Annotated in this window: 12 protein-coding genes; all 12 read left to right on the plus strand. The window is 69.8% G+C overall.

The features are described from left to right. Positions 1-29: 29 nt before the first annotated feature. Positions 30-1,208: a nucleotidyltransferase family protein gene (locus tag RB146_02300; GenBank protein ID MDQ7827811.1), complete on the plus strand. Its 1,179-nt coding sequence runs from the start codon at positions 30-32 to the stop codon at positions 1,206-1,208. Between the two features lie 55 nt (positions 1,209-1,263). Beyond that, a complete protein-coding gene (locus tag RB146_02305; GenBank protein ID MDQ7827812.1) occupies positions 1,264-2,421 on the plus strand; it encodes a glycosyltransferase in 1,158 nt (385 codons plus the stop codon). 130 nt (positions 2,422-2,551) lie between these two features. Beyond that, the gene (locus RB146_02310) at positions 2,552-4,027 is read left to right on the plus strand and encodes a sugar transferase (GenBank protein MDQ7827813.1); all 1,476 of its coding nucleotides are present in this window, start codon (positions 2,552-2,554) and stop codon (positions 4,025-4,027) included. A 24-nt stretch (positions 4,028-4,051) separates the two neighbouring features. After that, positions 4,052-5,032: a sugar phosphate nucleotidyltransferase gene (locus tag RB146_02315; protein ID MDQ7827814.1), complete on the plus strand. Its 981-nt coding sequence runs from the start codon at positions 4,052-4,054 to the stop codon at positions 5,030-5,032. 216 nt (positions 5,033-5,248) lie between these two features. Continuing rightward, positions 5,249-5,818: a nucleotidyltransferase gene (locus RB146_02320; protein ID MDQ7827815.1), complete on the plus strand. Its 570-nt coding sequence runs from the start codon at positions 5,249-5,251 to the stop codon at positions 5,816-5,818. Positions 5,819-6,149: 331 nt separating this feature from the next. After that, on the plus strand, positions 6,150-6,584 hold the full coding sequence (gene rplM, locus RB146_02325) for a 50S ribosomal protein L13 (GenBank protein ID MDQ7827816.1): 435 nt from the start codon (positions 6,150-6,152) through the stop codon (positions 6,582-6,584). 49 nt (positions 6,585-6,633) lie between these two features. Continuing rightward, on the plus strand, positions 6,634-7,026 hold the full coding sequence (gene rpsI, locus RB146_02330; GenBank protein MDQ7827817.1) for a 30S ribosomal protein S9: 393 nt from the start codon (positions 6,634-6,636) through the stop codon (positions 7,024-7,026). A 76-nt stretch (positions 7,027-7,102) separates the two neighbouring features. Then, positions 7,103-8,464, plus strand: coding sequence for a cyclic 2,3-diphosphoglycerate synthase (locus RB146_02335; protein MDQ7827818.1), 1,362 nt, complete (start codon positions 7,103-7,105; stop codon positions 8,462-8,464). A gap of 21 nt (positions 8,465-8,485) precedes the next feature. Continuing rightward, positions 8,486-9,418 carry an ornithine carbamoyltransferase gene (argF, locus tag RB146_02340; protein ID MDQ7827819.1) on the plus strand — a complete coding sequence of 311 codons (933 nt, stop codon included), beginning with the start codon at positions 8,486-8,488 and terminating at the stop codon, positions 9,416-9,418. Positions 9,419-9,451: 33 nt separating this feature from the next. Beyond that, on the plus strand, positions 9,452-10,303 hold the full coding sequence (gene cdaA / locus RB146_02345; GenBank protein MDQ7827820.1) for a diadenylate cyclase CdaA: 852 nt from the start codon (positions 9,452-9,454) through the stop codon (positions 10,301-10,303). Positions 10,304-10,367: 64 nt separating this feature from the next. Continuing rightward, positions 10,368-11,045: a CdaR family protein gene (locus RB146_02350; protein ID MDQ7827821.1), complete on the plus strand. Its 678-nt coding sequence runs from the start codon at positions 10,368-10,370 to the stop codon at positions 11,043-11,045. Further along, a partial coding sequence (locus tag RB146_02355) for a phosphoglucosamine mutase (GenBank protein ID MDQ7827822.1) occupies positions 11,042-11,470 on the plus strand: 429 nt, incomplete at its 3' end. The genes RB146_02350 and RB146_02355, both read left to right, overlap by 4 nt.

Raw genomic sequence — 11,470 nt, forward strand, 5'->3', positions numbered from 1 at the left:
TAGCCTGGCTCGCGCGGCTGATGCCGCGCGTGGACGGCGTGGTCTACGTCGACGTGCGCCCGGAGATCGTTCGCGACCGCAAGCCAGAATGGGGGCTTGAGTACCTGCGGCGCCAGGCAGAGGCATACATGGCGGTGCTCGGACAGGCGCCGGCTGTAGTGTACCCTTTCGACGGGGCAAAGAGCCCCGAAGCGCTGGCTCGGGGCCTGGCCGATCTGCTCGATCTGATCAGTCAAAGGTCAAGGCTCGACGCCGCTACCCTGACGCTGCTTGGGCTATTGGATCCTGAGGTAAGAACGCGACGGGCGAGCCTCCTCGCCGTGCTGAAACCCCCCAAGGCGGATGTCATTCGTGTGGCACGGAGAAACCGACTGGCGTATGCCATCGCCCAGGCCAGGGGTGACGGCCAGACAGAGTTTCGCGATGTGTCCGATCGTTATGGTCGGTGGGCCCAGACGGTGGAGTGGCTGAACGAGACCTGCAGGCGTCACAGTCTCCGGCTGATGATTATCAAATCCTTTCTATCCTCTCCGGTTCCTCGTCTGCCATCGGACGTTGATGTGATCGTTCCGGACACCGATCGAAGGCGGCTCGCCGAGATCCTAGCCGAACATGGCAGGCTGCGGCAAGTGGAACAGCAGAAGTGGGAGTGGCGGGCGCCGGACCTGCTGCCAGTTGACTTGTATGTTGGGGGCGTACATGAAGCCGCAATGGAGACGGTAGGTGAGGCCTGGCTCTGGGAGCGGGCAGTTTCCCGGGATGCACTCTATTACCCGTCGGGAGAGGCGGAGATCCTGTTGGTTATTGCTCACTCCACACACGAGACTGCAGTCATCACGCTATTCGATCTAATTCAGGTAAAACGGTTAAGTGATATGCAATCAATCGATTGGGCAGCGATCACGAGAGAAGCTGCGCGGTGTGGATGGAAACCCCTGCTTGACCTATGGCTGACGTACCTCAACGGTATCTACATGGCCATGCTTCACCGCCGGATCGCTCCTGGTTGGCCGGTCACTCCACCCTATTTCGGAGGGTTCCCCATCCGTCTTCCTCTGACCTGGCTCTTGCTGACCTGGGGCAAGTGGAATTGGGAGAAGCGTGTTCAAGGTACGATGCCCGCGGTTGGTCTCGTCGCTCACGCCGCACGAGCGGCACGGATCTGGCATGTCCGGCGGTCGGGGCGAATTCCGTTCCACGATGACTGAATTCCCTCACACCGAAGCACGGGAAACGCACCGCGTGGTGGACACCCGGTGTGCCATGGATAGCCGGCAGGCCGTCCTGCACGTAAACAAGCTGTACCACCCCTGGATCGGAGGCGTAGAGCGGGTTGTGCAGGATCTGACAGAAGGGCTGTGCCGTTATGAGGGAGTCAAGGCTACAGTGCTTTGCTGCTCCCCCCGAGGCCTTGGCGGCCATGAGCGTGTCAACGGCGTCCCTGTCATCCGCTGTGCTAGTCTTGGAATGACGATGGGGATGCCCATCTCTCCAACTTTCCTGGCCGCCTTCTTTCGCCTAGCACGCGAGTACTCGCTCGTTCACCTGCACATGCCATTTCCTTTGGGCGCAGCTGCAGCGATGGCTGCAGCACCCGTGCTGCAGCGTACGCGAACCATCGTGCACTACCACAGCGATGTCGTGCGGCAAAAGCGGCTCCAATGGGTCTATCTGCCGTTGCTACGGTCGATCGTCGAGCGGGCTGACCGGATCATCGTGTCGTCGCCACCCTACATGCAGTCGGAGCACCTGCGCCCTGTTCTGGGAAAGTGCGTCGTGATTCCCCCGCCCATAGACCTTACGCGTCACCGTAGAGGCAATCCCGAGGCAGCGCGGCAGCTCCGGATGAAACTCAACATCTCTCCGGAGGAGAGGATCGTCCTGTTCGTCGGACGGTTTGTGTACTACAAAGGATTGGAGTATCTAGTCGACGCGATGCGCGAGATTCGCGGAACACTCGTCTTGGTCGGTGACGGCCCGCTGAAGGCCGCCATCCGTGATCGAGTTGTGTCAGGCGGTCCTCAGTTTGCCCGGCGAGTCCGTTTGGTTGGGGCCGTGTCGGACCTGAATCTGGGCTCGTACTATGACATCGCGGATGTCTTCGTCCTCCCTTCGGTGGAGCGCACGGAGGCTTTCGGCATCGTCCAGTTAGAGGCGATGGCCCGAGGGGTGCCGGTAGTGAACACGGAATTGGGCACCGGAGTTGAGTGGGCCAGCCCGCACGGTGTGACAGGCCTAACTGTTCCTCCCAGGCGATCGGACGCTTTAGCCGGAGCCATCAAGATGATCCTGGAAGACGAACAACTTCGGGAGACTTTTTCCCGTAACGCTCTGAACCGCGTCAGGGCCTTTGACGTCCGCGTCATCGCTGGAGCCGTGGCGCAGCTTTACGGTGAGGTTCTCGCCCAGGGATCTCCTTAGGCCCTCACCAGGTGTGCGGGCAGGCAGGAATCTGGATCGGGCTCAAGGAATTCAGGCTCAAGGAAATCAGTTGGAAGGTGGTAGCCGTAGCCTATCAGTGCCTCCCGAGCGTGAACGTCTTGACTGGGCAATGCATGAGAACCTGACCAGGGAACAGGCTGGAGTCCCCCCCGGCGCACCCTCCACTGGCCGGTTGTCGACCTCTTCCGGCGGAAGGCGCCAATTTCCCCTGCCTCTGTCGGAGAGAAAACTTGTTTTATTCGTTGCCGACCTTGCGGGAACCTGCGTGGCGCTGCTGGCGGTACTCAGTTGGCGGTTGGGCCTACCCTTCTCCTGGAGGACAGTGGCCGAACGGCCCGTGTGGTTTCTCCTGTTGCTGGCTCTGTGGACTGCAGCCGCATTCCTATTCGGTGCCTATGACTTGCGACGAGCCTCGCAGGTTCGGTCAAGTGTTCCGCACACTGCGGCGCTCTCCCTCGCGGTCGCCGCTCTCTACTTAGCGGTACCATTGGTCACCCCAGCTCTGCACACGTCACGTTTGACTGCTGCTTCTTTTATCCTGGCGACCGTAGGGTTGGTCGGCGTTGGCCGTACCGCTTATGCGCTCCTTGTGGCACAGCCGGTTTTCCGCCAGCGAGCCGTGATCGTTGGCGCCGGGTGGGCGGGCCGCGCGCTGGTGGATGCCATCCGGGAGCGCGCCGACTCTGAGTATGAGCTCGTTGGGTTCATTGACGATGACCCTGCAAAGCAGGGATCACCTGTGGCAGGGCTGCCGGTCCTGGGGACGTGGGAGGCGTTGGCCGAGGCCGTCCGAATGTACCGCATCAACGAGGTCATTGTCGCCATCACCCGCTACGAGGCGATTAGCGGCGAGTTGCTGCAGGCCCTGGTGGCTTGCCGGGAACAAGGGGTACAAGTTATTGCGATGGCCTCCCTGTACGAGCGTCTGACGGGGCGCGTGCCCGTCGAGCACGCTGGCCGCGGGCTGCATGTCGTCTTTCCCGTTCATCGCGAGCTCAGCCTCAGCTACCAGGTGCTGAAGCGGGCGACGGATTTCACCATTGGTCTGCTTGGGGCGGCGATCGTGGCCTTGCTTCTACCGGTCGTTGGTCTGGCCATCTGGCTCGACGACCGAGGACCGGTCTTCTACCGGCAGACGCGTCTGGGCCGCGGGGGGGGGCCATTCACTCTGCTTAAATTTCGCACGATGCACCCCCAGGCGGAGCCGGAGGGGCCGCGGTGGGCGGAAGCGGACGACCGCAGGGTGACCCGGGTCGGCCGCTGGCTCCGCCGCCTCCACCTCGACGAGCTCCCCCAGGCCATCAACATCCTCCGCGGCGACATGTCCTTCATCGGCCCGCGGCCGGAGCGGCCGGAGTTCGTCGCCCACCTGGAAAAGCAGATCCCCTTCTACCGCGCCCGGCACGCCGTCCGGCCCGGGGTCACCGGGTGGGCGCAGGTAAACTACGAGTACGGGGACTCCGTCGAGGACGCGCTGATCAAGCTGCAGTACGACCTCTACTACATCAAGCACGCCAACCTGTGGCTGGACCTGGTCATCCTGGCCCGGACGGTCGGGCACGTCCTCCGCTTTGCCGGCCGCTAGCCCCGCCCGAGTACACTGGAGAGCGTGAAGGCCATCATCCCCTGCGCCGGCCTGGGCACCCGCCTGCGGCCGCACACCCTCACCCACCCCAAGCCTCTCCTCCACGTGGCCGGGAAGCCCATCCTGGCCCACATCCTGGACGAGCTGGTGGCCAAGGGGGTGCGCCAGGTGGTGCTGGTCATCGGCCACCACGGTGAGCAGCTCATCACCTACGTCCGCCGCCACTACGCCCTGGACGTCCACTTCGTGGAGCAGACCGAGCCGCTGGGCAACGGCCACGCCGTGTACGTGGCCCGGGAGTACCTCACCGAGGAGGAGCCGGTGCTCATCGTCTTCGGCGACACCATCGTCCGGGCCCCCCTGCCCGAGCTGCTCGGGCAGCGCGAGAGCGTGGCCGGGGTGCGCAAGGTGGCCGACCCGCGCCGCTTCGGCGTGGCCGTCCTCGACGACGCGGGCTACGTCCGCCAGCTGGTGGAGAAGCCCGAGGAGCCGGTGAGCCGGCTGGCCGTGGTGGGCCTCTACCTCATCCAGCGCCCCGCCCGGCTGCGGGAGGCGCTGGAGCGCATGGTCCGGGAGCGGCGCATGGCCCGCGGGGAGTACTGGCTGGTGGACGCACTCCAGCTCATGCTGGACGCCGGGGAGCGGATGCGGCCCTTCCCCATCGACCACTGGTACGACTGCGGCACGGTGGAGGCGCTGCTGCTGGCCAACCGCGAGCTGCTCGACCTGGAGGCCCCGCCCGTCCCCGCCCTCAGCGACGCGGTGGTCCTCCCGCCGTCGGCCGTCAGCCCGGGGGCGCGGCTCAGCCGGTGCGTGGTGGGGCCGTACGCCTCCATCGCCGAGGGCGCCGAGGTGGTGGGCGCCATCGTGCGGGACAGCATCGTCCACCCGGAGGCGGTGATCGAGGACGCGGTGGTCACCGGGGCCGTGATCGGCGAGCGGGCGCGGGTCATCGGGCGGGCGAGCCGGCTCAACGTGGGCGACCACACCCGGGTCGACCTGTAAGTGCCCGTTCGCCACGGGGCGCTTCCGGCACGGTATCATGGCCAGTGATGGTCAGGCGGACGCCCGAGCTGGAAGCCCTCGAGCTGCGGCGGCTGCGCAGACCCGCGGATTTCAGGAGCAGCCTGGCGATCCTGGAGGAGATGTGGCGGTTTGCCCGAGAAGTGGGGGCGTTCGACCACCCGCGACCGCCGGAGGACCTGGAACCGGACATCCGCTATGCGCGAGCCATCAATACTCTCCGCCCTCCTGGGGAGGATCGCCGCCGCCCTTGAGCGGGGCGGGATCCCCTACATGGTCATCGGCGGGTACGCCGCGATCCTCTACGGCGAGCCCAGGCTCACCCGTGATATCGACATCACCGTCGGACTGGGGCCCGACAGGCTGGCCGAGCTGCTGCGCGTGGTCCATGACGCCGGCCTCCGCCCTGAACAAGGCGCAGAGGCTCTGGCGCGGACAAGCTACGTGCTCCCCTGCGCGGATCCGGCCACCCAGATCCCTGTTGACTTCATCCTGTCCGTGTCTGCCTATGAGCAGGAGGCGCTGCGCCGGACGCGAGCGGTGGTGGTAAACGATGTGCCGGTGCACTTTGCTTCCGTGGAGGATGTCCTGGTCCACAAGATCGTCGCCGGCCGGCCCCGAGACATCGAGGACGCGCGTGCCATCCTCGCCAAAGGACCACCCCTGGACCGCTCCTATCTGATGGGGTGGCTCGTAGAGTTCGAGCAGACGCTCTCCACCTCGCTGGTGCAGCGGTTTCTGGAGCTCGAGGCCAGCGTGAGCTCTTAGCGAGGGGGTTGCGGTCCGGATCGTGGAGGGGTCTGTTGGCGGGTCACTCCGCCAAGGGTCGCTCTGACCCCTCTTACCGCGCGCCTGGATTCTGGCCGGTCGGATCGAGGTGCCCGAGGACTTCGACGCCCCGCTCCCCTCGGACGTGTTCGAGGACTTCGAGCGGGGGTCGTGAGTGCGCGGGAGGTGCCCCTGCCTCCCTGGACACCACATCTCCCCGAGGACCGGCGATGTGCTACAATGACGCGCGGTTTGCCCCGAGGGGCGCCGGTTCCGCCGGGACCGGCCGGAGGCCTACCCGCTGGAGGCCTACAGGGAGTGGAGTGACGTGATGCCGTCGCGCAAGCCCGGACCGCAGGACCCCCGCCGCTGGCGGGTGGTGGACGCCGAGGGGCAGGTGCTGGGGCGCCTGGCCACCCGGGTGGCCACCATGCTCCGCGGCAAGGACCGCCCCACCTTCGCCCCCCACCGGGACGAGGGGGACTTCGTCGTCGTGGTGAACGCCGCGAAGGTGCGGCTCACCGGCCGGAAGCTCCAGCAGAAGCGCTACTACCGCCACTCCGGCTACCCGGGCGGGCTCCGCTCCGTGACGGCCGCCGAGCTGCTGGCCCGCCACCCCGAGCGGCTGATCACCGAGGCCGTGCGGGGGATGTTGCCCAAGTCCCCGCTGGGGCAGCGCCTGCTGCGCAAGCTGAAGGTCTACGCCGGCCCGGAGCACCCCCACGCGGCCCAGCGGCCGGAGCCGGTGGCGCTGCCGAAGCGCTAGGGGGTCGACGGGCGAGGGCACCGAGGAGGAGGCAGAACGGATGAGCGTGATGACCGCCCCGGCGCTGCACGCCGACGGGAGCCGCAAGGAGGCCACGGCCCGGGTCTGGCTGCGCCCCGGGACGGGCCGGATCGTGGTGAACGACCGGCCCGTCGAGGCCTACTTCCCCACCGACCTGCTGCGCCAGACGGTGCTGCAGCCGTTGCGCCTCGCCAACCTGGAGGGCCGGGTGGACGTGACCGCCGCCGTGCGCGGCGGGGGGATCCACGGGCAGGCCGAGGCGGTGCGCCACGCCCTCGCCCGCGCCCTGGCCGCCATGGACGCGGGGCTGCGCCCCGTCCTGCGCGCCCAGGGCCTCCTCACCCGCGACCCGCGCATGAAGGAGCGCAAGAAGTACGGCCGGAAGCGGGCGCGCAAGGGGTTCCAGTACAGCAAGCGCTGACCGGGCGCCGGGCCCGGTCGGGAGGAGGGTGGACGCTCGTCCACCCTTCTTTCATGCTGGGGACGTGAGCAGGAGCATGGACGAGATCCGCGTCGTCATCCTGGGGGCGGGGGGACGGGACTTCCACAACTTCAACGTCTACTTCCGCCCCCGCCCGACCTACCGGGTCGTGGCCTTCACCGCCACCCAGATCCCGGAGATCGCCGACCGCGTCTACCCCCCGGCGCTGGCGGGGCCGCGCTACCCCGACGGCATCCCCATCGTCCCGGAGGAGCACCTGGCCGACCTGCTGCGGGACGGGGCGGTGGACCAGGTGGTCTTCGCCTACAGCGACGTCACCCACGAGCACGTCATGCACCTGGGCTCCCAGGCCCTGGCCGCGGGGGCGGGGTACCGGCTGCTGGGGCCGCGGGAGACCATGCTCGAGGCGGCCGTCCCCGTGGTGAGCGTGGGCGCGGTGCGCACCGGCAGCGGCAAGAGCCAGACGGCGCGGCGGCTGGCCGCGATCCTGCGCGAGGCGGGGCGCCGGGTGGTGGTCATCCGCCACCCCATGGCCTACCGCGACCTGGCCCGGCAGGCGGTGCAGCGCTTCGCCACGGTGGAGGACCTGGACCGGGAGGGGCTGACCCTGGAGGAGCGGGAGGAGTTCGAGCCGCACATCAGCCGGGGGACGGTGGTCTACGCCGGCGTGGACTACGAGCCGCTCCTGCGGCAGGCGGAGCGGGAGGCGGACGTCATCCTCTGGGACGGCGGCAACAACGACTTCCCCTTCATCCGCCCCGACCTGCACGTCGTCGTCGTCGACCCCCACCGCCCCGGCCACGAGCGGCGCTACCACCCGGGGGAGGCCAACCTCCGCATGGCCGACGTCGTGGTGATCAACAAGGTGGACACCGCGCCGCCGGACGGCCTGGAGACGGTGCGGCGGAACGTGGCGCGGCTGGCGCCCGGCGCCACCGTGGTGGAGGCGGCCTCGCCCATCACGGTGAGCGACCCGGAGGCGATCCGGGGGCGGCGGGTGGTGGTCGTCGAGGACGGCCCCACCGTCACCCACGGGGAGATGCCCTACGGCGCCGGCTACCTGGCCGCGCGGTCGCTGGGGGCGGAGGTGGTCGACCCGCGCCCGCACGCCGTGGGCGCCATCCGCGAGGCCTTCGCCCGCTACCCGCACCTGGAGCGGGTGGTGCCGGCGATGGGCTACGGGGAGGAGCAGGTGCGGGAGCTGGAGGAGACGATCCGGCGGACGCCGGCCGAGGCGGTCGTCATCGGCACCCCGGTGGACCTGCGCCGGCTGCTGCGGCTGGACCGGCCGGCGGTGCGGGTGACCTACGAGCTGGAGGAGCGGACACGCCCCGGCCTGCGCGAGGTGGTGGGGGACTGGCTGGCCAGGGGCGGGCGCGCCCGGGCCCGGGCGGCAGCCGCGCCGGCCGGGAGCTGAGCAGAGCGGGGAGGTGGAGGCATGATCGGCCTGCGCGGCCGCGACCTGATCTCGATGGACGACCTGACCCCGGCGGAGGTGTGGGCGGTGCTCGACCACGCCCGCGACCTGAAGCGGCGCACCCACGCCGGGGAGGCCACGCAGCCGCTGCGGGGCAAGGTCCTGGCGATGATCTTCGAGAAACCCTCGCTGCGCACCCGCGTGACCTTCGAGGTGGGGATGGCGCAGCTGGGGGGGACGAGCATCTACCTGGCGCCGCAGGACGCGCAGCTGGGCACCCGGGAGACCATCCCGGACGCCGCCCGCAACCTGGAGCGCTGGGTGGACGTGATCATGGCCCGCACCTTCGCGCACGCCACGGTGGTGGAGCTGGCCCGCTGGGCGCGCGTCCCGGTGATCAACGGCCTCTCCGACCTGGAGCACCCCTGCCAGACGCTGGCCGACCTCCTCACCCTCTACGAGCGCTTCGGCGGCTTCCGCGACGTCACCGTGGCCTGGGTGGGGGACGGGAACAACGTCTGCCACTCGCTGATGCTGGGGGCGGCCAAGGTGGGGCTGAACGTAGTGGTGGCCACCCCGCCGGGCTTCCGCCCCAACGCCGGCATCGTCGAGCGGGCGCGCGCGGTAGGGCGGGAGACCGGGGCGGCGCTCACCCTCATGGACGACCCCCGCGAGGCGGTGGCGGGGGTGGACGCCATCTACACCGACGTCTGGGCCAGCATGGGGCAGGAGGCGGAGCGGGAGGAGCGGGCCCGCATCTTCCGCCCCTACCAGGTGAACGCCCAGCTCCTGGCCCGGGCCAAGCCCACCGCGGTGGTGCTGCACTGCCTGCCGGTGCACCGCGGCGAGGAGATCACCGACGAGGTGCTGGACGGGGAGCAGAGCGTGGTCTTCGACCAGGCGGAGAACCGGCTGCACGCCCAGAAGGCGCTGCTGGCCATGGTGGTGGCGTAGCCCTCGGGGGCCGCGCGGGCCGCGCAGGGACCGATGCCGTTCGACCTCACCATCCGCGACCTGGCCGACATCCTGGCCGTGACGCTGGTGGTCTACACCATCCTGACCCTCATCCGGGGGACCCGGGCGGTGCAGCTGGCCATCGGGCTCGGCATCCTCTTCGTGGTCTACGCGGTGAGCCGGCTGCTGGGCCTGCGCACGCTCAACTGGCTCCTCTCCTACGTGGGGCTGGTCATCCCCATCGCCTTCCTCATCCTCTTCCAGCCGGAGCTGCGCCGCCTGCTCGAGCAGCTCGGGCGGGGGGCCCCCATCGTGAGCGGCTTCGGGGTCCCGCTGGGGCGGGAGGAGGCGATCCGCCTGGTCAGCGACATCGCCCGGGCGGCGCGCGTCCTCTCCATCCGCAAGATCGGCGCGCTCATCGTCCTGGAGCGCTCCACGGGGCTCGTGGACGTGGTGGAGACCGGCATCAAGGTGGACGCCCAGGTGAGCGTGCAGCTCCTGCTGACGATCTTCTTCCCCAACACCCCCCTCCACGACGGGGCGGTGATCATCCGGGGGAACCGGGTGCTGGCCGCGGCCTGCCTGCTGCCGCTCAGCGAGAACCCCACGCTCAGCAAGACGCTGGGGACCCGCCACCGCGCCGCCATCGGCATCACCGAGGAGACCGACGCGGTGGCGGTGGTGGTCAGCGAGGAGACCGGCGTCATCTCGGTGGCCCGCGACGGGGAGCTGTCGCGCGGCCTCTCGGAGGAGGAGCTGAAGGTCTACCTGCTCGGGCTCTTCGGCGCGGCCGCCGCCCAGCCGTCCTGGTGGCCCTGGCGGCGGGTGGGGACGGTGGGCGGGCGCGCCGAGCGGGTGGTGGGCGCCGCCGACCGGCAGAAGTGAGCGGACGGGGCGGCGCGGGGAGCCTCGTGACCGGGCGGCGCCGCCCGGGCCGCGCGGAGGCCGCATGACCGGGTGGCTGCGCCGGCAGCTGGGGGAGCGGACGCTCATCTTCCTGCTGGCGTTCCTCATCGCCACCGTGCTGTGGCTCTTCGTCCGGGAGTCGGCCCGGCAGGTGACCATCCCCGGCCGCCCCGGATCCGGCGTGAAGACCGTGCCCGTCGTGCCGACGGTGGCCGGAGCCCCGGCGGAGGGGTTCGCCGTGCGCGCCATCGAGGTGACCCCCTCCACCGTCACCATCGCCGGCCCGGCGGGGGTGGTGGAGGGGATCGACGTGGTGCCGACCGCCACCGTGCGCATCGACGGGGCCACCCGGGACGTGGTGGAGACGGTGGACCTGCGCGTCCCGCCGGGCGTGTGGACCAGCGGCGGGGTGACGGTGCGCGTGGGGATCGATCGGCTGGTGGTGCGGGCGCTCGTCCCCGACGTCCCGGTGGAGGTCGTGGGGGCCGTGGCCTCCGCGCAGGTGACCGTGGCCCCGCCCCAGGTGACGGTGGAGGTGGAGGGCCCGCCGGCGGCGCTGGCCCCCCTGGGCCCCTCGGACTTCCGCGTGGTCGCCGACGTGGCGGGGCTCGCGCCCGGCACGCCCCACAGCGTCCGGCCGCAGGTGCGGCGGAGTCCCCCGCGCGTGCAGATCCGGGCGCTCCACCCGCCCACCCTCTCCGTGACGGTGCGCCGGCCGTGACGCGCCTGTTTGGCACCGACGGGATCCGGGGCGTGGCCAACCGGGAGCTTACGCCCGAGCTGGCCCTGGCGGTCGGGCGGGCGGTGGGTGGCCTGCTGCAGGGGGCGGGGCCGGTGCTGCTCGGACGCGACACGCGGCTGTCGGGGCCGATGCTGGAGGCGGCCCTGGTGGCCGGCCTGTGCTCCGCCGGCGCCGACGTCGAGCTGGGCGGCATCCTCCCGACGCCGGCGGTGGCGGCGCTGGCGCGGCTGCGCGCGCACCGCGCCGGGGTGGCGCTTTCCGCCTCCCACAACCCCATCGAGGACAACGGCATCAAGGTCTTCGGTCCGGACGGGTTCAAGCTCCCGGACGAGGTGGAGACGCGCCTGGAGGCGGCGCTGGGCGACGCCGACCTGCCGCGGCCCACCGGCACCGGGGTGGGGACG

Source organism: Armatimonadota bacterium, assembly GCA_031081585.1.
Classification (GTDB): domain Bacteria; phylum Sysuimicrobiota; class Sysuimicrobiia; order Sysuimicrobiales; family Humicultoraceae; genus Geohabitans; species Geohabitans tengchongensis.

Excerpts from the sequence above, each read along its gene's own strand:
- RB146_02305 (MDQ7827812.1), top strand. The coding sequence starts at position 1,264 with ATGGATAGCCGGCAGGCCGTCCTGCACGTAAACAAGCTGTACCACCCC.
- RB146_02310 (MDQ7827813.1), top strand. The coding sequence starts at position 2,552 with ATGCATGAGAACCTGACCAGGGAACAGGCTGGAGTCCCCCCCGGCGCA.
- RB146_02320 (MDQ7827815.1), top strand. The coding sequence starts at position 5,249 with ATGCGCGAGCCATCAATACTCTCCGCCCTCCTGGGGAGGATCGCCGCC.
- rplM (MDQ7827816.1), top strand. The coding sequence starts at position 6,150 with ATGCCGTCGCGCAAGCCCGGACCGCAGGACCCCCGCCGCTGGCGGGTG.
- rpsI (MDQ7827817.1), top strand. The coding sequence starts at position 6,634 with ATGACCGCCCCGGCGCTGCACGCCGACGGGAGCCGCAAGGAGGCCACG.
- RB146_02335 (MDQ7827818.1), top strand. The coding sequence starts at position 7,103 with ATGGACGAGATCCGCGTCGTCATCCTGGGGGCGGGGGGACGGGACTTC.
- argF (MDQ7827819.1), top strand. The coding sequence starts at position 8,486 with ATGATCGGCCTGCGCGGCCGCGACCTGATCTCGATGGACGACCTGACC.
- cdaA (MDQ7827820.1), top strand. The coding sequence starts at position 9,452 with ATGCCGTTCGACCTCACCATCCGCGACCTGGCCGACATCCTGGCCGTG.
- RB146_02350 (MDQ7827821.1), top strand. The coding sequence starts at position 10,368 with ATGACCGGGTGGCTGCGCCGGCAGCTGGGGGAGCGGACGCTCATCTTC.